General features: G+C 70.9%; 25 protein-coding genes and 1 riboswitch. Of the genes, 5 read left to right on the top strand and 20 right to left on the bottom strand.

Translation table 11 applies throughout. The features are described 5' to 3' along the window. Genes cobW through A9O67_RS08700 form a run of 5 tightly spaced genes read right to left on the bottom strand, consistent with a single transcriptional unit; the run spans position 1 to position 4,509 of the window. Positions 1-1,080, bottom strand: coding sequence for a cobalamin biosynthesis protein CobW (gene cobW, locus A9O67_RS08720; protein WP_068609321.1), 1,080 nt, complete (start codon positions 1,078-1,080; stop codon positions 1-3). Positions 1,081-1,115: 35 nt separating this feature from the next. Beyond that, the gene (gene cobO, locus A9O67_RS08715) at positions 1,116-1,685 is read right to left on the bottom strand and encodes a cob(I)yrinic acid a,c-diamide adenosyltransferase (RefSeq protein ID WP_068609914.1); all 570 of its coding nucleotides are present in this window, start codon (positions 1,683-1,685) and stop codon (positions 1,116-1,118) included. Between the two features lie 27 nt (positions 1,686-1,712). Next, a complete protein-coding gene (gene cobF / locus A9O67_RS08710; protein WP_068609319.1) occupies positions 1,713-2,522 on the bottom strand; it encodes a precorrin-6A synthase (deacetylating) in 810 nt (269 codons plus the stop codon). Beyond that, a complete protein-coding gene (gene cobM / locus A9O67_RS08705; protein ID WP_068609317.1) occupies positions 2,519-3,292 on the bottom strand; it encodes a precorrin-4 C(11)-methyltransferase in 774 nt (257 codons plus the stop codon). Before cobM ends, cobF begins: the two co-directional genes overlap by 4 nt. Next, complete coding sequence (locus A9O67_RS08700) at positions 3,289-4,509, bottom strand: bifunctional cobalt-precorrin-7 (C(5))-methyltransferase/cobalt-precorrin-6B (C(15))-methyltransferase (protein ID WP_068609315.1); 1,221 nt, start codon at positions 4,507-4,509, stop codon at positions 3,289-3,291. The genes cobM and A9O67_RS08700 overlap by 4 nt, the downstream gene beginning before the upstream one ends. Here A9O67_RS08700 and A9O67_RS08695 point away from each other — a divergent pair. After that, positions 4,508-5,293 carry a cobalt-precorrin-6A reductase gene (locus tag A9O67_RS08695; RefSeq protein WP_068609313.1) on the top strand — a complete coding sequence of 262 codons (786 nt, stop codon included), beginning with the start codon at positions 4,508-4,510 and terminating at the stop codon, positions 5,291-5,293. The two genes, A9O67_RS08700 and A9O67_RS08695, sit on opposite strands and share 2 nt — an antisense overlap. Before the next feature lie 41 nt (positions 5,294-5,334). On the opposite strand, the gene cobJ is transcribed toward A9O67_RS08695, so the two are convergent. The 13 genes from cobJ to A9O67_RS08630 form a co-directional block, all read right to left on the bottom strand. Next, positions 5,335-6,072 carry a precorrin-3B C(17)-methyltransferase gene (cobJ, locus tag A9O67_RS08690; RefSeq protein ID WP_068609311.1) on the bottom strand — a complete coding sequence of 246 codons (738 nt, stop codon included), beginning with the start codon at positions 6,070-6,072 and terminating at the stop codon, positions 5,335-5,337. Further along, positions 6,069-6,809, bottom strand: coding sequence for a precorrin-2 C(20)-methyltransferase (gene cobI / locus A9O67_RS08685; RefSeq protein ID WP_068609308.1), 741 nt, complete (start codon positions 6,807-6,809; stop codon positions 6,069-6,071). The genes cobJ and cobI overlap by 4 nt, the downstream gene beginning before the upstream one ends. Next, positions 6,809-7,438, bottom strand: a complete 630-nt coding sequence (locus A9O67_RS08680) for a precorrin-8X methylmutase (protein ID WP_197484473.1) — start codon at positions 7,436-7,438, stop codon at positions 6,809-6,811. The genes cobI and A9O67_RS08680 overlap by 1 nt, the downstream gene beginning before the upstream one ends. An 11-nt stretch (positions 7,439-7,449) precedes the next feature. After that, positions 7,450-8,604: a hypothetical protein gene (locus tag A9O67_RS08675; RefSeq protein WP_068609305.1), complete on the bottom strand. Its 1,155-nt coding sequence runs from the start codon at positions 8,602-8,604 to the stop codon at positions 7,450-7,452. Between the two features lie 74 nt (positions 8,605-8,678). Continuing rightward, positions 8,679-9,476: a uroporphyrinogen-III C-methyltransferase gene (gene cobA / locus A9O67_RS08670; RefSeq protein WP_068609302.1), complete on the bottom strand. Its 798-nt coding sequence runs from the start codon at positions 9,474-9,476 to the stop codon at positions 8,679-8,681. After that, a complete protein-coding gene (locus A9O67_RS08665; protein ID WP_068609300.1) occupies positions 9,466-10,143 on the bottom strand; it encodes an energy-coupling factor ABC transporter permease in 678 nt (225 codons plus the stop codon). The genes cobA and A9O67_RS08665 overlap by 11 nt, the downstream gene beginning before the upstream one ends. Next, complete coding sequence (locus A9O67_RS08660) at positions 10,118-11,044, bottom strand: ABC transporter ATP-binding protein (protein ID WP_231960275.1); 927 nt, start codon at positions 11,042-11,044, stop codon at positions 10,118-10,120. The genes A9O67_RS08665 and A9O67_RS08660 overlap by 26 nt, the downstream gene beginning before the upstream one ends. Continuing rightward, complete coding sequence (locus A9O67_RS08655; RefSeq protein ID WP_068609298.1) at positions 11,041-12,102, bottom strand: FecCD family ABC transporter permease; 1,062 nt, start codon at positions 12,100-12,102, stop codon at positions 11,041-11,043. The genes A9O67_RS08660 and A9O67_RS08655 overlap by 4 nt, the downstream gene beginning before the upstream one ends. Then, entirely contained in the window at positions 12,099-13,037 is a 939-nt protein-coding gene (locus tag A9O67_RS08650; RefSeq protein WP_082955460.1) for an ABC transporter substrate-binding protein, read from the bottom strand. The genes A9O67_RS08655 and A9O67_RS08650 overlap by 4 nt, the downstream gene beginning before the upstream one ends. Continuing rightward, positions 13,034-13,597: a bifunctional adenosylcobinamide kinase/adenosylcobinamide-phosphate guanylyltransferase gene (locus A9O67_RS08645; RefSeq protein ID WP_068609296.1), complete on the bottom strand. Its 564-nt coding sequence runs from the start codon at positions 13,595-13,597 to the stop codon at positions 13,034-13,036. Before A9O67_RS08645 ends, A9O67_RS08650 begins: the two co-directional genes overlap by 4 nt. Further along, positions 13,590-14,453, bottom strand: a complete 864-nt coding sequence (locus tag A9O67_RS08640) for a cobalamin-binding protein (protein WP_068609294.1) — start codon at positions 14,451-14,453, stop codon at positions 13,590-13,592. Before A9O67_RS08640 ends, A9O67_RS08645 begins: the two co-directional genes overlap by 8 nt. Continuing rightward, positions 14,450-15,841: a cobyrinate a,c-diamide synthase gene (locus A9O67_RS08635; RefSeq protein WP_231960273.1), complete on the bottom strand. Its 1,392-nt coding sequence runs from the start codon at positions 15,839-15,841 to the stop codon at positions 14,450-14,452. Before A9O67_RS08635 ends, A9O67_RS08640 begins: the two co-directional genes overlap by 4 nt. Positions 15,842-15,850: 9 nt before the next feature. Beyond that, positions 15,851-17,716, bottom strand: coding sequence for a TonB-dependent receptor domain-containing protein (locus A9O67_RS08630; protein WP_068609292.1), 1,866 nt, complete (start codon positions 17,714-17,716; stop codon positions 15,851-15,853). Between the two features lie 78 nt (positions 17,717-17,794). Further along, positions 17,795-18,039: riboswitch (cobalamin riboswitch) on the bottom strand. A gap of 35 nt (positions 18,040-18,074) precedes the next feature. Between A9O67_RS08630 and A9O67_RS08625 the strand changes: the two genes are divergently transcribed. The 3 genes from A9O67_RS08625 (at position 18,075) to A9O67_RS08615 (ending at position 19,778) form a co-directional block, all read left to right on the top strand. Beyond that, positions 18,075-18,284 carry a hypothetical protein gene (locus A9O67_RS08625; RefSeq protein ID WP_068609906.1) on the top strand — a complete coding sequence of 70 codons (210 nt, stop codon included), beginning with the start codon at positions 18,075-18,077 and terminating at the stop codon, positions 18,282-18,284. An 11-nt stretch (positions 18,285-18,295) separates the two neighbouring features. Beyond that, complete coding sequence (locus A9O67_RS08620) at positions 18,296-18,658, top strand: cell division protein ZapA (RefSeq protein ID WP_068609908.1); 363 nt, start codon at positions 18,296-18,298, stop codon at positions 18,656-18,658. Between the two features lie 307 nt (positions 18,659-18,965). Beyond that, positions 18,966-19,778 carry a sulfite exporter TauE/SafE family protein gene (locus A9O67_RS08615; protein WP_068609290.1) on the top strand — a complete coding sequence of 271 codons (813 nt, stop codon included), beginning with the start codon at positions 18,966-18,968 and terminating at the stop codon, positions 19,776-19,778. On the opposite strand, the gene rraA is transcribed toward A9O67_RS08615, so the two are convergent. Further along, positions 19,757-20,260 (bottom strand): ribonuclease E activity regulator RraA, encoded by a 504-nt coding sequence (gene rraA, locus A9O67_RS08610; protein WP_068609289.1) that lies wholly within the window; start codon positions 20,258-20,260, stop codon positions 19,757-19,759. The two genes, A9O67_RS08615 and rraA, sit on opposite strands and share 22 nt — an antisense overlap. Before the next feature lie 179 nt (positions 20,261-20,439). Here rraA and A9O67_RS08605 point away from each other — a divergent pair, with 179 nt between their 5' ends. Further along, positions 20,440-20,829, top strand: a complete 390-nt coding sequence (locus A9O67_RS08605) for an SWIB/MDM2 domain-containing protein (RefSeq protein WP_068609287.1) — start codon at positions 20,440-20,442, stop codon at positions 20,827-20,829. A 98-nt stretch (positions 20,830-20,927) separates the two neighbouring features. Here the strand turns inward: A9O67_RS08605 and A9O67_RS08600 are convergent, their stop codons facing one another. Continuing rightward, complete coding sequence (locus tag A9O67_RS08600) at positions 20,928-22,103, bottom strand: branched-chain amino acid ABC transporter substrate-binding protein (protein ID WP_068609904.1); 1,176 nt, start codon at positions 22,101-22,103, stop codon at positions 20,928-20,930. Positions 22,104-22,159 lie beyond the last annotated feature (56 nt).

Genomic DNA, 22,159 nt, shown 5'->3' with positions numbered 1-22,159 from the left:
TCACACTCCGGCCGACGTGGATGACTCCGCCAGCAACCCAGCCTGGCGCAGATCGGCGCGCAGCGCGGCCTCGTCGAGCCCTAGCCCGATGCAAACCAGGACGCTGCAGCGCGGCTCGCCCACGCGCCACGGGCGGTCGAAGTGGCTGTCCAGCCGCGGACCCACACCCTGCACCACCAGCCGCAGCGCCGCCTGCGGCAGCGCCACGAACCCCTTAATGCGCAGCAGGCCGTGACGCGCCACCAGCGTCGAAAGCGTCTGCAGCAGGTGTTGCCTGTCGCGCACGTCCAGCGCCAGCACCACGGATTGAAAGGCGTCGTGGTCGTGGTCGTCGTCCTCATCGTCGTGGTGGGTGAGGCGGCTTTCGATCACTTCTTCCACAGCGCGGCCCAAGCCCAGCAGCACCTCGGGCGGCACTTGGCCGTGCCGCGCCACCACGGTCTGCACCGCCGCCGGCGAGCGCGCCGCCACCATCGCGCGCACGCGCTGCAGGGTATCGGCATCGACCCGTTCGACTTTGTTGAGCACGACTAGGTCGGCGGTGGCCAGCTGATCCTCAAAGAGCTCGGCCAACGGCGTGTCGTGGTCAAGCTCCGGGTCGGCGCGACGCTGCGCTTCGACCGCCTGTGGGTCAGACGCAAAACAACCCTGCGCCACCGCCGGCACATCAACCACGGTGACCACCGCATCGACGGTGAAAGCGTGCCGGATAGTGGGCCACTGAAACGCCTGCACCAGCGGTTTGGGCAGCGCCAGGCCGGAGGTTTCAATCACCACGTGATCAATCAGGTCGCGGCGCTGGGCGAGCAGTTCCATCACCGGAGCAAATTCTTCTTGCACCGTGCAACACAGGCAGCCGTTGGCCAGCTCGATGACCTGGCCGTTTTCCGCGCCGGTCTCGTCGCAGCCGATGCCACAGCCTTTGAGCAATTCACCGTCGATGCCGAGCTCGCCAAACTCGTTGACGATGACGGCGATGCGCCGCCCCTGCGCGTGGGTCAGCAGATGGCGCAGCAGCGTGGTCTTGCCGGCGCCAAGAAAGCCGGTGATGATGGTGGCAGGGGTTTTGTCAAGATTCATGACTTGAAATGTCGTAAAGAAAAATGCCAAAGAGGTCAATCTTCAATGCCACGCTGCGCTGGCACGCCGGCATCGAAGTGGTGCTTGTGCTTGACCATTTCGGTGACGGTGTCGGCCAAGTCGATGAGCTCCTGGGGCGCGTGGCGCCCAGTGAGCACCACCGTCATCTCGGTCGGGCGCTGACGCAGCGCGTCCAGTACCGCCTCCAGTGGGATCCAGCCGTAGCGCAGCGGGTACATGATTTCGTCGAGCACCACCATGAAATGCGCGCCTGCGCGGATCACCGCCTCGGCGCGCGCCCATCCTTGGCGCGCCAGCTCGGCGGAGTGCTCAAGGTCACGGCTTTTCCAGCTAAATCCATCCCCCAGCCCTTCGATCGGAATGCCGAGTTGCTCGAAAACGCGGTGCTCACCGAAGCGGGCGCTGGGCACTTTCATGAATTGAAAAATCTTGACGGCCTTGCCGCGTCCGTGCGCACGCAGCGCCAGGCCGAAGGCCGCGGTGCTTTTGCCTTTGCCATGGCCGGTGTGCACGATGATGAGGCCGCGGCGCGGACCTTGCGGCTTGGGGGTGGTGCGCAGCAGCGGGGGGGTCTGCAGTTCCATCGGTTCCATCTCCAGAGGTTGCGGAGGTCAGCAGTCGTCGGCGCCACGACGCTTGAGCAGGTAGATATCCAGCATCCAGCCGTGCGCCTGCCGCAAGGCCGCGCGGGCGCGCGCGATGCGCGGACCGGCTTGCGGCAGCGGGCCGCTGTCCAAGGTTTGCTGCGGCAGCCCGAGGTAAGCGCCCCACCAGATGTGCCATGCGTACGGGTCGGGCAGCGCCTCAAAAGCCGTGCCGCCATCAAGCATGACGGCCAGCGCCGGCACGTCCGCAGGGCAGCCGTGCTGGCGCAGCCACCGTCCTGAAGTGATCAACACCGGGCTAGCCAGCTCATTGAGCGGCACGGCATGCGCGGCGGCCAGCGCCTGCAGGGCGCTGATGCCGGGCACCACCTCCCATTCAAGCGGCAGCTCGCGCGCCACACGCTGGGCGATGCGCATCGAGCTGTCGAATAAGGCCGGATCGCCCCAGATCAGCACACCTGCTTGTCCGCCTTGAGGCAGGTGCTCACGCAGCGCTTGCGTCCAGGCTCGGGCCAGTGCGTCGTGCCAGCGCCGCACAGCGTCGAGATAGCGCGGTGTGTCGGCGGCATCGGCGCCTTCACGCGAGGGCACGGCGTAGCGCGCCACGCGCGGACCGCCACCCGCCTCGGCGTCGAAGTCGGGGCGCACCGTCTGCAGCAGGCGCAGCCGCGCCGCGGCCAGCTCGGCCTTATCTTCGCCTTTGTCCGGCAGCAACAACAGATCGACGCGGCGCAGCGCCTGCTCGCCCTGGAGCGTCAGGTGCGCAGGGCTACCCATGCCCATGCCAATGAGGCTCAACCGCCAGCGCGGACTCATGCAGCATCCTCCGCGGACGTGGCCCGGCGATAGCGGCGCTCGTAATCCGGCGCATACAGGCGGCTGCGGCCAAAGCCGTCTTGGGCCAGATTGCGCCCGACCAGGATCAGCGCGGTGCGCTCCAGCCCACCCTGCGCGGCCTGCACCAGCTCGCCCAGCGGCGCGCGCACGATCCGCTCATCCGGCCAACTGGCGCGCCAGACCACTGCTGCCGGGCAGTCGCCGCCGTAGTGCGGCAGCAGTGTCTGCACCACTGGCTCCAGCACGTGGATGCTCAGGTGGATCGCCAGCGTGGCCCCGGTGGCGGCCAAGACCTCCAAACGCTCGCCATCTGGCACCGGGGTGGCGCGCCCGTGGGCGCGGGTCAGCACGACCGTTTGGCTGCCGCCGGGCAAGGTCAACTCGCAGCCCAAGGCCGCCGCCGCGGCAGCAAAGGACGGCACTCCAGGCGTGATCGTGTACGGAATGCCTTCGGCCCGCAGCGCGCGCAACTGCTCTGCCATCGCCGACCACACCGACAAGTCGCCCGAGTGCAACCGAGCCACGTCCTGCCCGCAGGCATGGGAGGCGCGGATTTCCTCCAGGATTTGCTCCAGCGACAGCGGCGCGGTGTCGATCAAGCGCGCCTGCGGCGGGCAGTACGCCAGTACCTGCGGCGGCACCAACGAGCCGGCATACAGGCACACCGGACAGCGGGCGATCAACTCGCGCGCGCGCAGCGTCAGCAGATCGGGCGCGCCCGGCCCGGCACCGATGAAATGCACGGTCATGTCACATCTCCTCCAAGTTCGAAAGCTGATGCCTGCCACGCCCACTGCCACTGTGGCCGCCACGGCACCCAGCCCTGTTGCGCCCCAAGGGGTTGCGCCTCGGCCAGGACGATCTGGCGCAGCTGGCCACCGTGGCGCTCATGCAACTGCGCCAACAAGGCTTGGGTGGCGGTGGTCACGGCGTTGACAACCACCCGGCAGCCCGCAGGCAGCCGAGGCCGCAGTGCATGCCACAGTGCTGCGTCCATGCCGCCGCCGATGAACACCGCCTGCGGCTCGGGCAGCTGCGCCAGCGTCGCCAAGGTCTCGCTCGACCAGACGCGCAGGCGTGGGGTTAGGCCGAAGCGCTCGGCGTTGCGCTGCACGCGCTCGGCACGCACCGCGTCGCGCTCCACCGCCTCGGCCACACCGCCAGCCAGGCACCACTCGATGCTGATTGAGCCGCTGCCGGCACCCAAGTCCCACAACCGCTGCCCAGGGCGCGGCGCCAGCGCCTGCAGCGTCAACGCCCGCATCGGCGCTTTGGTGAGCTGGCCGTCGTGCTCGAACAGCGCATCGGGCAAACCGACGCAGGCGGGCAAGCCTTCCGGGCCATCGTGCAAGTCCAGCGCCAGCGCCAGCGGCGCTTGCAGGCCAGCTGGCGCGCCGTCCCGGATCGAGAAACGCTCGATGCGCTGCCGCGGCCCGCCCAGCCGTTGCAATGCCCAGGCGGTGCTGGCGCCAAAGCCTTCTTCGCGCAGCAGCACCACCGCTGCCTGCAACGCCGCCTCGTCGCGCAGCAGGCACAGCAGACGCCGCCCCCGCCCCAGGTGCGGCCAAAGCGCGCGCAGCGGTTGCGCGTGCAACCCAAGGCAGCGCACCTCCTCCAAAGGCCAGCCCAAGGCGCTAGCGGCCCACGCAAATGTTGAGGGCGCGGGGATAGCTTGCCACTCCTGGCGTGGCAACGCGCGCGCCAGCACGCTGCCGGCGCCAAACCAAAACGGATCGCCCGAGACCAGAGCGACTACCGGCTGGCCGCGCCAGGCCAGCAGCGGGCCAATGTCGAACGGCACCGGCCACGGCTCGGCGCGCTCGGGCTCGATGCCCGCCAGTGCCAGATGGCGCGGCCCGCCAAACACGCGCCGCGCTTGCGCCAACAAACGGCGGGTAGACTCGCTGCAATCCTCTAAACCGTCTTCGCCGATGCCGATAATCGACAACCACGCTTCAGCCGCCATGCATGTCCTCCTGCTCGGGGGCACCACCGAAGCCTCGCAGCTGGCGCAGGCACTCGCCCGCGCTGGCGTGCCCGCGACTTTTTCCTACGCCGGGCGCACTGCGCAGCCTATTGCGCAGCCGCTGCCAACTCGCGTGGGCGGCTTCGGCGGCCCCGATGGGCTGGCGGCCTTCTTGCGCCAGCAGCGCATCACGCACGTGATCGATGCCACGCACCCTTTTGCCGCACAGATGAGCCGCCACGCCATTGAGGCTTGCGCTCGGCTTGGCGTGCCGCTGCTGGCGTTGCAGCGCCCGCCTTGGCGTCCCGGCCCCGGCGACCGCTGGCACAGCGTGCCCGATTTCGACGCCGCGGTGCGTGCCCTGCCGACTGCGCCAAGCCGCGTCTTTTTGGCCATTGGGCGCCAGCAGGTGCAGCCTTTCTTGCAGCACACGCCGCACTGGTATTTGCTGCGCGTCGTGGAGCCGGGGCTTGAGGTGGCGCCGCAACGCGGCACGGTAGTGGTGCAGCGCGGCCCTTACACGCTTGAGGACGATCTGGCGCTCCTGCGCGCCCATCGCATCGAGTGGATAGTGGCCAAAAACTCGGGCGGCGAAGGGGGCCAAGCCAAGCTCGAAGCCGCACGCGTCCTGGGCCTGCCGGTGCTGCTGATCGAGCGTCCGACGCTGCCGCCGCGCCCCCTTGTAGAGACCGTCGCCGAAGCGTTGCAATGGCTTGGGCTGCCGGCACAAGAGGGTCACGCCAACCTCAACACAGGGCCGTCCGCCCATGCCCCTGCAGCCTGAGCCGCGCCGATGCGACGGCTGACGCCCCCGGCCCGGCGCCATCAGCCGCCCCTCCGCGGGGTGTAGATGTAGCGCCCCACCGTGCGCGTGGCGCGGTTGCCAACGATGACCAGCGTGCGCATGTCGGCCATGTCCGGCTGCACGTGCGCCAGCGGCAGGTGCCGAATCGATTCCTGTGGTGTGAAGACCGCGCGCGCCAACCCCACCCAGCGCTGCGGCTCGCAGTGCTGGCGCAGCACCGCCAAGGCGCGGGCAAAACCTTCAGGCCGGCCGCGCGAACGCGGATTGTAGAGGGCCAGCACCAGGTCGGCTTGCACCGCCAGCACGAGCCGCCGCTCGATCACCGACCACGGCTTGAGGTTGTCGCTTAAATTGATGGCGCAAAAGTCATGCCCGAGTGGCGCGCCCAGCCTGGCAGCTGCCGCCAGCATCGCCGTCACCCCGGGCAGCACGCGCACATCCAGCTGCTGCCAAGCCGGCTCAGACTCCATGACTTCGAACACAGCCGCAGCCATGGCAAACACCCCCGGATCGCCAGAGGAGACGATCACCGCCCGCCGCCCCGCCTGCGCGAGCCGCAACCCGTGGCGCGCGCGTTCGAGCTCCTCGCGGTTGTCGCTGGCGTGATACGCTTGATCCGCACGCCGCGGCACACGCGCCAAGTAAGGGCCATACCCCAGCACGTCGGTGGCTTCCTGCAACGCCTGCTGCACCTGAGGGGTGACCAGCGCCGCATCCCCCGGCCCGAGGCCAGCCACGCACAGCCAACCGCCGCTCATCCTTCCACCTCCGGCCGGCGGCCCTGACCCGGCACCAGCACCAGGGCGAAATAGGGGCAAGACGCTTGCTCATCCACGCTGGCCAGCGGCTGCACCTGCTGCCCGTTCATCGTGCCTTCCTGCACCAGCCAAGCTCGTGCCAGCAGACCCGCGCGCTGCAGCGCCCGCCGCACCCGCCCGAGATGCCGGCCCACTTTCATCACCACCAGCGCGTCGGCCTGCTGCATGTGCCGCACCAAATCATCCTCGGGCAGCGTGCCCATCAGGATGGTCAACACGTCATCGCCCCAGGTCATCGGCTGGCCGCAGACCGACCAGCAACCGACCATACCCGGCAACCCCGGCACCACCTCCACCGGCACGTGGCCACGGCGGCGCAGTCGCTCATAGAGGTGCATGAATGAGCCGTAGAAAAACGGATCGCCCTCGCACAGCACCACCACGTCGTTCTGCGCGGCCAGCGCCTCCAAACGCTCAACCCAGTGGTCATAAAAGCGGGCCAGCAGATCGATGTAGGCCGGGCTGTCGAACGGCAGCTCGGTGGTGACGGGGTACTCCATCGCATGCTCCACCGCCTGCGGCGCCAGCCAGGTCAGGGCGATGCGCCGCGCGCGTCCGGGGCGGCCAGACTTGCGGAAATAGGCCACCTGACGAGCCTGGGAGAGCCAACGCTGGGCACGCACCGTCACCAACTGCGGGTCGCCCGGCCCCAAACCGACGCCAACGATGCGCCCCATCAGTGCTCCTCCTCGCTGGCCAGTGCATTGATCGCCGCCGCGACAATGGCCGAGCCGCCCAGACGCCCGTGCACCGTCAGCGCCGGTGCGGGCGGCTGCGCCATCAACGCCGCTTTGGATTCTGCCGCCCCGACGAACCCCACCGGACAGCCCAAAATGGCCGCGGGGCGCGGGCAGTCGGGCTCGCGCAGCATTTCCAGCAGCCGAAACAGGGCCGTAGGCGCGTTGCCGATAACCACCACCGCGCTGGCCAGATGGGGCCGCCACAGCTCCAGCGCCGCCGCGCTGCGCGTGGTGCCCAGCCGCTGCGCCAGGGTACCGACCTGCGGATCGTGCAGCGTGCACAGCACCGGGTTGTCAGCTGGCAGACGGCGGCGCGTGATGCCGGCGGCCACCATCTGCGCGTCGCACAGAATCGGCGCACCGCTGCACAGCGCGGCGCGGGCCGCCGGCACCAGATCGGGCGTGAAAGCCACGTCCTTGGCCAGCTCCACCAGGCCGCAGGCGTGGATCATGCGCACCACCACGGGCTCTTGCTGGGCATCGAAGCGCCCCAGGTCGGCCTCGGCACGGATGATGGCAAACGAGCGGCGGTAGATCGCCGCACCGTCGCGCTCGTAATCGTCCAACACCCCTGTCGTCATCGTGCAACCCCCCCCTCTTCCGATCGCTGCCAATCCTGCCGCCCAACATTACGGCGCATCGCGTCGATGAGCGGTTCAACTTCGTTGAAATGCGCATCTGCCGCGACATCAGCCCGACCCCACCCGATCCAATCCCAGCCTTCGGGGCGCACGCGCACGGTGGGCGCCGGATGGGGATGCGCGCAGCCCTTGGCGCAGCCGCTGACATGCAACCAACCGTCCGGCGGCAGGTTGGCTGCCAACAAGCCGGCCAATCGCAGCGTGTCACCGGCGGCCTGCACGCAGCCGGGGGCGCCGACGCACGCCGCCACGCGCAGCCGCGGATCCGTCGCTTCGGTGATCCACGCTTCATCCTGGGGAGCCCGAGCGTGGCGCTCCAGCAACACGGCCCGCCACGGCGTCAGCCGCAGCGGCGCCAGCTGCGCCAGCCTCGTCCACGCCGCGGCGCTGAGTCGCCCCCAAGGCGCGGCCACCCAGGCCACCCCTGGCGGCAGCACGGCCCACCATGCGAACGCATGGGGCCCGGCATCGGGCTGCACCCCAGGCGCAAGTTCGCTTGCGAGCCGGCGCCGTTGCGCCATCCAGGCCGCCATGCGCCGCGCAGCGCCAGGACCCTGAGCGCGCTGGGCAAACCATGTCGCCAGCGCCATGGCTTCCTCGGCCGCACGCTCCAGCGGCACCGCCATGCCATACGGGCTGCCGTCGGGTCGCACGAGCGCCCAGCCGTCTTGCGACACTTCGATGCGCACGTCGGCGCTGGCCTTGCGCAGATAGGGGCGCTGACCCAGATCGACGGCAAAGCCGAACTTGGCTGGTAGCTGCGGCGCCTCGGGCTGGCGCAGCCGCTGCAGCAGCTGCCGCGCCACCCGGTGCGTGGCATCGCCTGGTTGCCAGCACGGCTGCACCAACACATTGCGCCGCGCCTCCTGCGTGGCGTCCTGGTCCAGCAGGCCCAGCGCCCGCAGGCCGCGCAACAGTGCGGCGTGCTGCTCCGGCTGCACCCCGCGCCACTGCAAATGAGCGCGCTGGGTCAATTCGATGACATCGAGCCGCTGCGCCTGCATCAGGGCCGCCAACCCCTCGGCCTGCCGCCGCGACAACCGCCCCAGCGGCACGCGGATGCGCAGGATCCAGCCGTCGCCCGACGGCATCGGCCGCCAGGCTCCCGGGCACCAGCCACGGCGCAGCGCCTCTGGAGTTCGGCCAGTTGCGAGCGTGCTCGTGCTCATCGCCCCGACGCCTCCACGGTTGCCGCCACGTCCGTCTGCTCCGCCTGATAGTGGGGGCTCAACGCCACCGTCGGGCCGATGATCAACAGCCCGGGCCGCGGCCCATAGGGCGGGGCTTGGCTGGCCAACACCTGCAGCGGACGGGCCAACACGGTTTGGGTCGGGCGCGTGCCATCCAGCACCAGCGCGGCTGGCGTATCCGGCGCCAGTCCATGCGCCATGAGGCGCTCGGCGATGCACGCCAGCCGCGCCACGCCCATGTAAAACACCAAGGTCTGGCCGGGGCGGGCCAACGCCGCCCAATCGTAGGCGCCGTCGCCGCGGTCTGCGTGCCCGGGCAAGAAGACGCACTGGCTGGCCAGTTCCCGTTGCGTCAGCGGGATGCCAGCGGCGGCGCCGCAGCCCTGCGCGGCGCTGACCCCAGGCACGACCTCAAACGGCACCGCCGCGGCGCACAGCGCCTGCATCTCCTCGCCGCCGCGGCCAAAGATGAAGGGATCGCCGCCTTTGAGCCGCACCACGCGCCGTCCGGCGCGGGCGTGCGCCACCATCAGCGCGTGGATGTCGGCCTGCGGCAGCGTATGCCGACCGCGCGCTTTGCCGACGTCGTAGCGCAGCGCCCGCGCCGGGATTTCGGCCAGGATGTCGGCGCCGATCAGGCGGTCGTGGATGACCACTTCGGCGCGACGCAGCCGATCCAGGGCGCGCAGGGTGAGCAAATCCAACGGCCCAGGGCCGGCGCCGACGATCGACACCCACCCCGGCGCCATCGGCACCGCAGCCTCAAGCAGCATGGTAGAGCCGGCGCTGCACCGCCACGCTGCGCTTCAGCGCGTGCAGAGCTTTGGCTGCCGCCAGCACCGCCAGGTCGATCAGCGGCTCAGCCACAATCACCGCCACATACGCCGCGCCAAACGCGCCGATGTTGGCCAGGTTGTCCGCCTCGAGGCCATGACCATACAGCGCCCAGAACGCCACCCAAGCCACGATGCCGCCCTGATAGGCCACGGACAGCTTGAGCGCCTGCGCGTAGCGCAGATCGACGTAGGCCACCTGCTGCGGGATGACCCGCTGCGCCAGCGCCGCGGTGGCATACAGCGGCACCAACAGCGTGGTGACGTTCATCCCGTATTGCGGCAAATCCGCCGGCGCAAAAAACAGCCCTTGAATCAGCAGCCCGCCAGCCAGCCCCAAGGCAGCTGGCGCCACCCCGAACAGCAGCAGCAACGTGGTGCCCAGGATCAGGTGCACCTCCGAGACGCCGACCGGATGGCGCGGCAGCACCTCGAAAAAGCAAAACACCAGGGCGGTGGTCAACAGCGAGCGCAGCAGCAAAGCCTGCGCCCCCTCCTGTCGCAGCATGTCCCAAGCCAGCTTGCCAGCCCAAGCCACCGCAGCGGTGCCGGTGGCGTAACCGAGTAACGCTTTGCTGCCTTCAACAACTCCGGGTTCGATGTGCATGACAGACCTCCTCACAGATGAATGCGCCCGGGCGGGCGCGGGGGGCCGAGGCGACCTCACCGCCTTCGGCAAAAACGGGCTCCTTGGGCAGCACCACCCAACGCGCCGACACGCCATCCGCGCCGGCGGCGCCGGCGTCCAGCGGCCGCACCGCGATGCGCTGCCCGAACACCTGCTCCAGCGCGCGGTGCGTGGCCGGATCGTCCGCCGGCCCTTGATGGCGCACGCGGCCGGCGTCCAGGATCAGCAGCTCGTCGGCGTGCAGCGCCATGTTGAGCTCATGCAACACGGTCACCACCGTCTGCCCCTGGCGCGTGAGCGCGCGCACCAGCGCCAGCCAGTCGGCCTGGTGCGGCGGATCCAGGTGCGCCAGCGGCTCGTCCATCAGCAGAATCGGCGCCTGCACCGCCAGCAGCCGCGCCAGCAGCACGCGCTGGCGCTGCCCGCCGGAAAGCTGCGCCAAGGGCCGCGCGCGCCAGTCCCACGCCTGCGTCTGGCGCAGCGCCTGCTCCACCGCCGCGCGGTCGGCCGCGCTCGCGGCGGCCAGCCACGGCTGGTGCGGCAGGCGGCCCAGCATCGCCACGTCCCAGGCGGTCAGGTCGTCGCCGCCCGGCTCGGCCTGCCCGAGCCACGCCACCGTGCGGGCGCGCGCCCGGCGCGGCCAGTCCTGCAGCGCCCGCCCCAGCAGCTCGACGCGCCCGCCCTGCAGCGGCAGCAAGCCCGCCAGCGCCTTCAGCAGCGTCGATTTGCCCGCGCCGTTGGGGCCGACGATGCAGGTCCAGCGCCCGCGCGGCAGCGCCGCCGTCACGCCGTGCAGCACGGGGTGGCGGCCCAGCCGGACGCTGACCGCCTGCGCGGCCAGCGCGACGGGGCCGTTGGCATCCACCGCGGTGTGCATCATGCCCCCTGCCCCCGCAGCCGCCCGCGGTGCATCAGCCACAGCAGGTAGCCGCCGCCCAGCACCGCGGTCAGCACGCCCACCGGCAGCTCCTGCGGCGCCAGCCACCAGCGCGCCAGCGTGTCGGCGGCCAGCAGCAGCGCGCCGCCCATGGCCGCAGCCAGCGCCATCAGCCAGCCGTGCGTCGTCGGCACCAGCGAGCGCACCAGGTGCGGCGCGGCCAGCCCGACGAAGGCAATGAGCCCGGTCTGCGCCACCGCGCTGGCCGTGGCCAGCGCCAGCACCGCCACCAGCGCCAGGCGCAGCGCCGGCAGCGGCACACCCAGGCTCGAGGCCGTGGCCTCCCCCAGCGCCAAGGCGTCCAGCGCGCGTGCCAGCAGCGTCGCCGCCGCGGTGCACAGCGCGGCGGCGACCAGCATCAGCCCCGCCGAGGACCAACCGACGAACGCCGTGGAGCCGAGCAGAAACGCCTGCATCGCCTGCAGCGCATCCGGCGCCAGCAGCAGCACGAACTGCGTGCCCGCCCCCAGCACGACGCCCACCACGACGCCCGCGAGCAGCAGTCGCAGCGTGTGCTGCACCCCGCGCGCCAGCGCCAGCGTCAGCAGCACCGCCGCCAGCGCCCCGACGAACGCCGCCCCGGTCAGGCCCAGCCGCACCCACAGGCTCGCGGACAGCACGCTCCAGCCGGGTGCGCCGCCGCCGCCCAGCATGCCGGCCGAGCCGCCCAGCGCCACCAGCGCGAGCGCCACCGCCAGCGACGCCCCCGCGGCGCTGCCGAGCAGGAAAGGGTCGGCCAGCGGGTTGCGAAACAGCCCTTGCGCCACCGCGCCCGCCACGCCGAGCAGCGCCCCGGCGGCCCAGGCACCCAGCGCCCGCGGCAGGCGGATCTCCCACACGATCTGCGCCGCCAGCGCCGCCTGCCCCTCGTCCGACGGCGATGCGAGCATCGTCCACACCGGCTCCAGCCCCTGGCTGCCGACGCTGACCGCCAGCACCAGCAGCCCCGCCGCCGCCACGAGCAGCGCGAGCAGCACCCCGGCGGCGCGGCGCGCGTTCACGGGCGTCCTCCCGCCGCAGAGGTCGCGCCTGCCGCCGGGCACGCCGGGGCGGCGGCGCGCGCCAGGCAATCGGCCATCAGCCGCGCCGCCTCGGCCATGCGCGGCCCCGGGCGCACCAGCACGTCCGACTGCGCGGCGTCGAACGCGCACACCCGCCCCTGCCGCACCGCGCGCAGCCGCGCCCAGCCGGGCCGCTGCGCCAGCGCCTCGGCGGCGCGGCTGCTGACCAGGATCACGTCCGGGTCGGCGCGCACGACGAACTCCGGGTTCAGCTTCGGAAAGGGGCCCAGCGAGGCCGGCACCACGTTGCGCGCGCCGAGCCGCTGCAGCGTCTGGCCGATGAAGGAGGCCTCCCCCGCCGCGTAGGGCCCGGGGCTGACCTCCATATAGACGCGCAGCCCGCGCGCCGCTGGCGGCAGCGACTGCGCCGCCGCCGACACCCCCGCGTCGATCGCGCGCCAGACGCGTGCCGCATCCGGCACCTCGAGTAACGCCCCCAGCGTCAGCAGCACGCGCTGCACGTCGGGGTGCGTGCGCGGCTCCAGCGCCACCACCTTGAGGCCCAGCGCGCGCAGCCGCTCGATCGCGCGCGAGGAGGTGGCCAGCAGCACCACGTCGGGCCGCAGCGCCACGATCGCCTCGATGTTGGGGTCCAGCCCGCCGCCGACACGCGGCACGGCGGCAAGCATCGGCGGCCAGTTGGTGTAGCGATCGACCCCCACGAGCCGGTCGCAGCGGCCGAGCTCGCACACCGCCTCCGACAGCGACGGCAGCAGGCTGACGATGCGCTGCGGCGGCTGCGCCAGCCGCACCTCGACGCCGTGGTCGTCGGTGATGCGCACCTCGGCGCGCGCGGGCCAGCCGGCCAGCAGCGCGGCGGCCAGCCCCAGCGCCCCCGCCCATCCGAGCCGCGCAAGCCGCCTGAACCCCATCATCCCGACCCCTTCACAGTGAGCGGGCAGCCCGCCACCATCAGCGTGACGCGCTCGCAGCAGGCCGCCACGCGCTGGTTCAGCGCGCCCAGCGCATCGACGAAGGCGCGCGCCTCGCTGCCCAGCGGGATGACGCCCAGGCCGATCTCGTTGCCGACCAGCACCACCGGGCCGCTGACGGCCTGCAGCGCCTGCTCCAGCGCCTGCATCGGCGGCTCCAGCGTCTCCAGCTCCACCGCCGCCGCCCGCCCCGGCGGCCACGCCAGCTGCGTCAGCCACAGCGTCAGGCAATCCACCACCACCAGCGCCTGCGGCGAGCTCTGGCGCTCCAACGCCTGCGGCAGTTCCGCGCCGGTCACCTCCAGCGTCTCCAGCCCCGGCACGCGCGCGGCGCGCTCGCGCCGGTGGCGCTCGATGCGCGCGCGCATCTCGGCGTCGCGCGGCTGGGCGGTGGCCAGCAGCACCGCGCGGTGGCGCGCATCCGCCGCCAGCCACTGCGCCGCGCGGCCTTCGGCCCAGCGCGACTTGCCGCTCTTCTGCCCGCCCAGCACCAGCTCACGCATCGCGGGCCTCCCTTGGGGGCTCGCCGGGAGCCGCACGGCCCGCCCCGTCCATCCAGGCCAGGATCAGGCGGTGCAGCTGCGCCACGCCGTCCGTCAGCGCCGCCGGGCCGGGCTGCAGGATGTCGGCGCTCTTGATCTCGTGCAGCTGGCCGTCGCGCACCGCCGGCACGTCCTGCCAGCCGGGGCGCGCGGCCACGCGCTCGGGCCGGAACTTCTTGCCGCACCACGAGCCGATGATGAGGTCGGGGGCGCGACGTATCACCTCCTGCGGATCCGGCAGCACCCGGTCCTTGCCGAGCGGCTCGCGCGCGCGCTCCGGGAAGATGTCCTGCCCGCCGGCCAGCTCGATCAGCTCCGACACCCAGCGGATCGCGGTAATCGGCGGGTCGTCCCACTCCTCGAAGTACACCCGCGGGCGCCGTGCGCCCTGCCGCAAGCGCTCCCGCACCGCGGCGCGCATCGCGGCGTGCTGCGCCCGCATCGCCTCCAAGAGCCGCTCACCCTGCTGCGCGCAGCCGACCAGCGCCGCCACCTGCCACAGCATCGCAAAGATCTCCTCGACGCTGCGCTGGTTGAACACCGTCACCGCCACACCCGCGCGGATCAGCGCCGCGGCGAGGTCGGCCTGCAGGTCCGAAAAGCCAAACACATGATCCGGCCGCAGCGCCAGGATCTTGTCGATCTTGGCGTTCAGGAAGGCGCTGACGCGCGGCTTTTCCTGCCGCGCCTGCGGCGGGCGCACCGTGTAGCCGCTGATGCCGACGATGCGGTGCTGCTGCCCGAGCAGGTAGAGCCACTCGGTGGTCTCCTCCGTCAGGCAGACGATGCGCTGCGGGCCAAAGTCGGGCCGGGTCATGCGGCGGTCTCCTGCGCCATCACCGAGGCTGGCCCCTCCTGCGGCAAGGGCAGAAACAATTGCGCCGCCGCCTGCGGAGCCGAAGCAAACCAGGCGTGAAAGTAACTCGCCCGGACCGGCCCGTGGCGCCAGATGGCCTCAGGCCGGCCATGCGCCCGCGCCGGGGTGGTGTGCGCCGCGGGCGCAAGGGCAGTCTGCGTCTCCGAGTAGTGAAAGGTATGCCCGCGCAGCTCGCCCCAGGGTGTCGCCCACGCATGCGGCCCCAGCGCCACGAGCCGCGCGCGCATGACGGCCTCGCCCGGCAGCAGCCCCCACATCGGCACGCGCCGCCCGTCGGCCAGGGTCAGGCCCTCCAGCAGCGCCAGCATGCCGCCGCACTCCGCCCACACCGGGCGGCCCGCCTGCACGTGGCGCTGCACGCTGGCGCGCGTGCGGCCCGCGGCAGCCAGCGTGTCGGCGTGCAGCTCGGGGTAGCCACCCGGCAGCCACAGCGCATCGGCGTCGGGCAGCGGCTCGTCCGCCAGCGGCGAAAAGAACACCACCTCCGCCCCCAGCGCCTGCAGCGTCTCCACGTTGGCGGGGTAGATGAAGCTGAACGCCGCATCGCGCGCCACCGCGACGCGGCGCCCGGCCAGCCACGGCTCCACCACGGGCAGTTCGGCCGGCACCTCCAGCGCCACCGCCCAGCGCTGCCATTCGGACCCATCGAGCTGGCCCAGCGACGTGCCCTCCAGCGCATCGGCCAAGCGATCCAGCCGGACCAGCGCATCGGGCAGCTCACCAGTCTGCGTCAGGCCGAGGTGGCGCTGCGGCAGGGCAAAACCTTCGTCACGCGGCAGCGCTCCCCACCAGGGGCCGTCGCCGTCGCGCAGCGCCGCTTGCAGCATCTGCGCGTGCCCCGTGCCGGCGACGCGGTTGGCCAGCACCCCTGCCCACGGCAGCCCCGGCCGGTAGTGGCGCAGCCCGTGCACCAGAGCGCCGAAGGTGCCCGCCATCGCTCCGGCGTCCACCACCGCCAGCACCGGGATGCCCAGTCGCTGCGCCAGTTCGGCGGCGCTGGGCTCGCCGTCGTAGAGGCCCATCACCCCCTCGATCAGGATCAGGTCGGCCTGCTGCGCCGCGCGCGCCAGCCGCGCGCGCACGTCGGCCTCGCCGTTCATCCAGAGGTCGAGGTTGTCCACCGGGTGGCCGCTGGCGCGTTCCAGCCACTGCGGATCGAGAAAATCCGGCCCGCACTTGAACACCCGCACGCGCCGCCCCTGGCGCGCGTGCCAGCGCGCCAGCGCCGCGGTGACGCTGGTCTTGCCCTGACCGGAGGCCGGGGCCGCGATCAGCAGCGCGGGGCAGCGCATGGCGGCAGCGTTTACAGCGGCGGTCACCGGGGCCATGACCCGGCCTCAGCGTGGGGCCCAGGTCAGGCCGACGAACACCGTGCGGCCCGCCGTGGCATAGCCCAGCACCGATTCGTAGGCGCGATCGGTCGCGTTGTCGATGCGCGCGAGCAAGCGCCAGTCGCGCCCCAGCGGCCGCTCGGCCGTCAGGTTGAGCAGGGTGTACCCAGGCAGCCGCTGGGTGTTGGCCGCGTTGTTGTAGCGCTCGCCCACGTATTGCACCTCGCCACCCAGGCGCCAGCCGGCCAGCGCGGTGTCGGCCGTCAGGGTCGCCTGCGACCGCGCGCGGCGCGCCAGCCACTTGTCCGTCAACGCATTCTTGGGTCGCATCACGTCCCACGAGCCGCCCAGGTTGACCGCACCGACCCGGGTGCCGCCGCTGAACGTCACCCCCGTGATGCGGGCCCGCCCGACATTGCCGTAGCAACCGGCGTACGTTCCCACGCCGTTGACGCACGGCCCCGGCCCACTCACGTAGTCGATCAGGTCGCGCACGCGGTTGCGGTAGACCACCACGGCCAGGCGGTCCGTGCCGGATTGCCAGTGCACACCGGCCTCGACGTTGTGCGCGGTCTCGGCCTTCAGGTCCGGCGTGCCGTAGATGCTGAAGCGCTGAAACAGCGTCGGCACCCGGAACGCCGTACCCGCCGACGCCGTCAGGCGCAGCGTGCGGCTGACGTCATAGCCATAGGCCAGCAGCCCGGTGGACTGGCCGCCGAATTCGCTGTCGTCGTCGTGGCGCGCATTGACCTGCAGGTTGTGCGGCCCCGACCGCCAGCCGTAACCCACGGCCAGGGCGTTCTGGTGGCGGTCGGTGCGGGCCGGCGTGGTGCTGCGGTTTTGCAGCGCATCCTCGCGCCGCTCCAGGTCCACCGTCATCAGGCCCTGGCCCAGCCGCACTTCGTTGCGCAGCAGCACAGTGGTCACGCGCGTTTCGGTCAGGTACGGCGACGGCGTCGTCTCGTAGCGGTCGGTGCCGCGGGTCAGACTGGCGCGGGTGGACCAGACATCGCTCCACTGCGCCGTCCAGTGCAGCCCGGCCGTGCGCAGGCGGTGCAGGCTCTGGTCGTCCAGCCCGGGAGTGAAGCCGTCGTAGCCGGCGCGCTGCCGGCTGTCCAGCAGCGTCACGTCCAGCTTCTGCCCGGGGGCCACCTGCCAGCCAATGCGGCCGGACAGGTTTTCGTTGCGGTAGCCGTCGCGGTCCGGGTTGCCCAGCGGACGGACATTGAAGCCGTCGCTGCGCTCGGTCCCCACGCCCACCGCATAGTCCACGCCCTCGGCCCCACCGCGCAGCGACACCCCGAGCGTGCGCGTGTCCTGACTGCCCAGCCCCACCCGCACCGAGGGGAAGAACCCGGCCTCGCCCTGCCGCGTAAAGATCTGCACGACCCCGGCCAGCGCGTCCGAGCCATAAATGGCCGCGGCCGGACCGCGCAGCACCTCGATGCGATCCACCTGCGACAGCGGGATCGCATTCCAGGTCGCCCCGCCGGTGGATTGCGAATCGATGCGCACCCCGTCGATGAACACCGCGGTGAAACGGCCCTCGGCACCGCGCAGATAGACGTTGGTCGTCGTGGCCGGCCCGCCGTTGCGGCTGATGGTGACACCCGGCACCCGCGCCAGAACATCGGCCAGCGCGGCCGCGCCGCTGCGCTCGATGGTGTCGCGGTCGATCACCGTCACATCGGCGATCACGTCGGTGATGGGCTGCTGCGAGCGGGTGGCACTGACCACCACCGCCCCCAGGGACGGCCCGGCCCCAGCCGGGGTGTCATCGGCCGCATGGGCCACGGGTACACACAACAAGGCACCCACCGGCAGGGCAGGTGCGAGCGCAGCCGCGGCGGCGCGCACGAGAGGCTTTTTCATGAAAGCACGAACCAAACGAACGTGTCCTCACCGCCTTCCCCGACGGTGCGTGGACGTCACAACCGGCCCGACCGCGTCGAGCCGATCACCGCGTTGGCCGGTATCCGGGCTGGTGGAAGCAACCTTCGCGGGCCTTCCCAGATGCCAGGCATCCAGTGACCGACGGGCGAAAGCGGGGTGCGTGCGCGAGACGCACCCGTCCACTTACCGTTGCGGGGGCAGCGCTGGTTAGGACCCGGCCGAGCGGCCGGCATCCCCCCAAGCTTCCCGTTTAACTGCGCCGCGAGAACCGCGGCGCGAGCACCAACGCCCCACATTGTATTTCGAACCCTTGCGCGGCCCCTACAATTCGCGGGTCATGACGCCTGCGATCATTGAAGAGCTCGCCCAGCGGCTCGAACGGCTGCTTTTGCGGCACCAGGAACTGCTGCGCACCCAGGCCCTGCTGCAGCAGGAGGTCCAGCGCCTGGCGCAGGAGCGCGATCACCTGCTCGCGCAATGCGCGGCCGCCCGGCAGCGTCTGGACGCCGTGATCGCCCGTGTCGCCGCCGAGGAGGACGCCCCATGAGCAAACCCGGCATCAAACAGGTCGAGGTCCAGATCATGAGCCAGACCTACCTGCTGGCCTGCCCCGTGGACGGCGAAGAGGCGCTGCGCGAAGCGGTGGCCAAGGTCGACGCCGCCATGTGCCGCATCCGCGATGCGGGCAAGGTCAAGGCGCGCGACCGCATCGCCGTGCTCGCCGCGCTCAACATCGCCTTCGACGCCTCGCACCGGGATCCATCGCTGGCCTTTCGCAACTCCTCCTTCGGCACGGCCGAAGGGGGCGACACCCCCACGGCCGACGCCGCGCCGGCGCTGTCGGCCGAAGCCGACGAGGCCCTGCGCCGGCTGATCGCGCGTATCGACGGCGCGCTCGCGGCCGACGACCGGTTGCTCTGATCCCCGTGGGCGCCAGGCCCCGGGGAGCGCCTGCGCGGCACGCCGGCACGCGACCGGCCTGACACCGGCGTACAATGGGGGCGTCTGTCAACCGTCGGGCTTTATATTCCTTGAACCAATGCTCTTTGAGCCCGGGCTTGGTACATCGTGCAGTGGGCGCGATCGTCTCGCGTCAGACGAACCCGAAGCTGCGCTGCCCTCGCCCACCTGAACCCCCGCGTTCAGGATGCCGGCCCGGCGGCTTGGCAGACACCTCTTCGCCCACCACCGGCGCCGTCCTGCGCGCTGGTATCGCTGCGCTGTTGGCATGCTCGATCCCCTGCTGATCGCCGAATTGGCCGCTCTGGGCCTCGTGACCGGATTTTTTGCGGGGCTGCTGGGCATCGGCGGCGGCATGATCCTGGTGCCCTTCATCACCTTCATCCTGAGCCACCGCGGCATCTCCGCCGATCTGGCGGTCAAGATGGCCATCGCCACCTCGATGGCCACCATCGTGTTCACCTCCATCTCCAGCGTGCGCGCGCACCATCGGCGGGGCGTCGTGCGCTGGGATCTGGTGGCGCGGCTGGCACCGGGCATCGTGCTCGGGGCCGCGCTGGCGGGTGCGGGGGTCTTTCGCATCGTGCAGGGGCGCTGGCTGGCCCTGCTGTTCGCCGCCTTCGTCGCCTTTTCGGCCACGCAAATGCTGCGGGGGAGCAAACCCTCGGCGCACCGCAGCCTGCCCGGCCCGGGCGGACAGTTTGCCGCTGGCGGGCTCATCGGATTTCTGTCCGGCCTGGTCGGCGCGGGCGGGGGCTTCATCAGCGTCCCGTTCATGACTTGGTGCAACGTCGCCATGCACCAGGCGGTCGCCACCAGCGCGGCGCTCGGCTTTCCCATCGCGCTGGCCAACGCCGTGGGCTACATCTGGTCGGGCGCCCAGGTGGCGGGCCGACCCGCAGGGTCGCTGGGCTTCATCTTTTTGCCCGCGCTGGCCGTCATCGCCAGCGCCAGCGTGCTCATGGCCCCGGTGGGGGTGCGCGTGGCCCACGCGCTGCCCGTCTCCACCCTCAAACGCGTCTTTGCGCTGATTCTGTACGGCCTGGCGGCCGCGATGACTTACGAGGCGTGGAGCGGTTGAGCCGCGACGACGATGCCGTCCGCATCGGCGTATAGCCAGTCACCCGGGCGCACCCAGACGCCCTGAATCTGGACGGCCACATCGCGCTGGCCCTGCCCCCGCTTGTCGGTGGGCAGAGGCATGGCCGCCAGGGCGCGGATGCCGACAGGGGCCGCCGCCAGCTCGGCCACGTCCCGCACGCAGCCATCCACGACCACCCCGGCCCAGCCGTTGCGCGCCGCCGCGGCCGCCAGATTGCCCCCGACCAGCGCGCGCCGCAACGACGCCCCGCCATCCACGACCAGCACTCGACCCAACCCGGGCTCGTCCAGCGCGGCTTTGACCAGGCTGTTGTCCTCGTGGCATTTGACGGTGCTCACCGGGCCGCCGAAATGGCCGCGCCCGCCAAAATCCCGAAACACCGGCGGCAGCACGCGGAATGCGCCGCTCGTGTCGCCCTTGTGGGCATCGCACAGATCGCAGGTGGAAAACGCGGTCGTCATGGGCCTAAGCAATGCGGAAGTCGATCCAGTCCGCATCATAGGTCATGGCCCAGGCCCCACCGGCGTCGGCGCGGCGCAACGGCCACCCCCACCCCGACGCGGGAAAACCCCGCCCAGACGCCAAAATGCCCGCTGCGCTCTAGAATAACCAGGGGTTTGCGTATACGATGCGTTCGTCCATGCGAGCGCCAGGCGCTCCGTGGCGAGCTTGCAACCAACCGAAGGAACCCTCCATGGCCACTGCGAAGAAAGCTGCCACCGCCAAGTCTGCCCCCGCGGCCAAGACCGCCCAACCGGCTGCCAAGGCCGCCGCGCCGAAGCGCACGCCCAACGCGGCGTTCATGAAGCCGATGACGCCGAGCGCCGATCTGGCGGCCATCGTCGGTGCCAAGCCGCTGCCGCGCACCGAGGTGACCAAGAAGGTGTGGGAGTACATCAAGAAGAACAAGCTGCAGGACGCCACCAACAAGCGCATGATCAACGCCGACGCCAAGCTCAAGGCCGTGCTCAAGAAGCCCCAGGTGTCGATGTTCGAGATGACCAAGCTCATCAGCGCCCACCTGTCGTGAGCTGAGATCTTTTGCCGCCGGCCGGCCGCGCGACGCGACGGCCCAGCCAACAAAAAACCCCGCCTCGGCGGGGTTTTTTGCGCGGGAGCGAAGCGCGATCAGCGGATGACCGCGATCTCCGAACGCTGGCCACCCTTGTAGGTGTACAGCGTCAGGGCGCCGTTCTTGATGTCACCCTTCTCGTCGAACTCGATCTGGCCCGTCACGCCCTTGTAGCTGATCGACTTGAGCGCCGGCAGGTACTTGGCGGGATCGGCCGAGTTGGCGTTCTGCATGGCCTTGACCATCACGTTGACGGCATCGTACACGTACGGCGCGTAGACCTGGACGTCGGTACCAAACTTGGCCTTGAAGTCGGCGCGGAACCTCTCCATGCCGGCCTTCTGTTCGCCTTCCACGCCACCCGCCTCGGCGCAGTAGACCTGATCATCGGCCATGCCGTCGCCCGCCAGCTTGGGCAGCTCGCTGGAGCAGATGCCGTCGCCACCCATGAACTTGGCGTTGATGCCCAGCTGCTTCATTTGCTTGAGCATCGGGCCGGCCACGGCGTCCATGCCGCCGAAGAACACCACGTCGGGCTTCTTGGCCTTGATCTTGGTCAGGATGGCGTTGAAATCGGTGGCCTTGTCGTTGGTGAACTCGCGGTCCACGACCTCGCCACCGGCGGCCTTGACGCCCTTCTCGAACTCATCGGCCACGCCCTGGCCGTAGGCGGTGCGGTCGTCGATGACGGCCACCTTCTTGGCACCCAGCTTCTCGATGGCGTACTTGCCCAGCGTACCGCCCAGGTGCGTGTCGTCGGCCACCACGCGGAAGACGTTGTTGAAGCCCTGACGGGTGTACTTGGGGTTGGTCGCGGACGGGGAGATCTGCGGGATGCCGGCCGCGTTGTACAGCTGCGACGCCGGGATGGTGGTGCCCGAGTTCAGGTGACCGATCACACCGTTGACCTTGGCGTCGACCAGCTTCTGCGCCGCGGCCGTGCCCTGCTTCGGATCCGCCGCATCGTCTTCGGCCAGCAGCTCGAACTTGACCGGCTTGCCTTCGATCTGGATGCCGGCGGCGTTGAGCTCGTCGATGGCCATGCGGGCGCCGTTTTCGTTGTCCTTGCCGAGGTGCGCGATCGGGCCGCTGGTGGGGCCGACGTGACCGATCTTGACGACCAGCTGTTCGACAGCCGGGCCTTGCGCCGCAGCGGGCTTGGCTTCTTCCTTCTTGCCGCAGGCAGCCAGAGCGATGGCGGCAGCAGCGACGATGGCCAGTTTATATTGCATTTGCATGGTGACCCTTGTCAGACGAAATGGTTGAACGGTTTGCGCAACACGGAACT

This window comes from Tepidimonas fonticaldi (genome assembly GCF_001675355.1).
In the GTDB taxonomy this organism is placed as follows: Bacteria; Pseudomonadota; Gammaproteobacteria; order Burkholderiales; family Burkholderiaceae_C; genus Tepidimonas; species Tepidimonas fonticaldi.
Note: the sequence above shows the minus strand (reverse complement) of the source record. Positions and strands in the feature narration are given on the sequence as shown.

Bases quoted from the DNA above. Each gene is read 5' to 3' on its own strand.
- A9O67_RS08695 (WP_068609313.1), top strand. From the start codon at position 4,508: ATGCATGTCCTCCTGCTCGGGGGCACCACCGAAGCCTCGCAGCTGGCG.
- cobI (WP_068609308.1), bottom strand. From the start codon at position 6,809: ATGGGGCGCATCGTTGGCGTCGGTTTGGGGCCGGGCGACCCGCAGTTG.
- A9O67_RS08665 (WP_068609300.1), bottom strand. From the start codon at position 10,143: ATGCACATCGAACCCGGAGTTGTTGAAGGCAGCAAAGCGTTACTCGGT.
- A9O67_RS08635 (WP_231960273.1), bottom strand. From the start codon at position 15,841: ATGGCCCCGGTGACCGCCGCTGTAAACGCTGCCGCCATGCGCTGCCCC.
- cobF (WP_068609319.1), bottom strand. From the start codon at position 2,522: ATGAGTCCGCGCTGGCGGTTGAGCCTCATTGGCATGGGCATGGGTAGC.
- A9O67_RS08700 (WP_068609315.1), bottom strand. From the start codon at position 4,509: ATGGCGGCTGAAGCGTGGTTGTCGATTATCGGCATCGGCGAAGACGGT.
- cobM (WP_068609317.1), bottom strand. From the start codon at position 3,292: ATGACCGTGCATTTCATCGGTGCCGGGCCGGGCGCGCCCGATCTGCTG.
- A9O67_RS08605 (WP_068609287.1), top strand. From the start codon at position 20,440: ATGCGAGCGCCAGGCGCTCCGTGGCGAGCTTGCAACCAACCGAAGGAA.
- cobJ (WP_068609311.1), bottom strand. From the start codon at position 6,072: ATGAGCGGCGGTTGGCTGTGCGTGGCTGGCCTCGGGCCGGGGGATGCG.
- A9O67_RS08630 (WP_068609292.1), bottom strand. From the start codon at position 17,716: ATGAAAAAGCCTCTCGTGCGCGCCGCCGCGGCTGCGCTCGCACCTGCC.
- rraA (WP_068609289.1), bottom strand. From the start codon at position 20,260: ATGACGACCGCGTTTTCCACCTGCGATCTGTGCGATGCCCACAAGGGC.
- A9O67_RS08645 (WP_068609296.1), bottom strand. From the start codon at position 13,597: ATGCGTGAGCTGGTGCTGGGCGGGCAGAAGAGCGGCAAGTCGCGCTGG.
- A9O67_RS08675 (WP_068609305.1), bottom strand. From the start codon at position 8,604: ATGCCGTCGGGCGACGGCTGGATCCTGCGCATCCGCGTGCCGCTGGGG.
- A9O67_RS08650 (WP_082955460.1), bottom strand. From the start codon at position 13,037: ATGATGGGGTTCAGGCGGCTTGCGCGGCTCGGATGGGCGGGGGCGCTG.
- cobO (WP_068609914.1), bottom strand. From the start codon at position 1,685: ATGGAACTGCAGACCCCCCCGCTGCTGCGCACCACCCCCAAGCCGCAA.
- A9O67_RS08600 (WP_068609904.1), bottom strand. From the start codon at position 22,103: ATGCAATATAAACTGGCCATCGTCGCTGCTGCCGCCATCGCTCTGGCT.
- A9O67_RS08625 (WP_068609906.1), top strand. From the start codon at position 18,075: ATGACGCCTGCGATCATTGAAGAGCTCGCCCAGCGGCTCGAACGGCTG.
- A9O67_RS08615 (WP_068609290.1), top strand. From the start codon at position 18,966: ATGCTCGATCCCCTGCTGATCGCCGAATTGGCCGCTCTGGGCCTCGTG.
- A9O67_RS08660 (WP_231960275.1), bottom strand. From the start codon at position 11,044: ATGATGCACACCGCGGTGGATGCCAACGGCCCCGTCGCGCTGGCCGCG.
- A9O67_RS08640 (WP_068609294.1), bottom strand. From the start codon at position 14,453: ATGACCCGGCCCGACTTTGGCCCGCAGCGCATCGTCTGCCTGACGGAG.
- cobA (WP_068609302.1), bottom strand. From the start codon at position 9,476: ATGCTGCTTGAGGCTGCGGTGCCGATGGCGCCGGGGTGGGTGTCGATC.
- cobW (WP_068609321.1), bottom strand. From the start codon at position 1,080: ATGAATCTTGACAAAACCCCTGCCACCATCATCACCGGCTTTCTTGGC.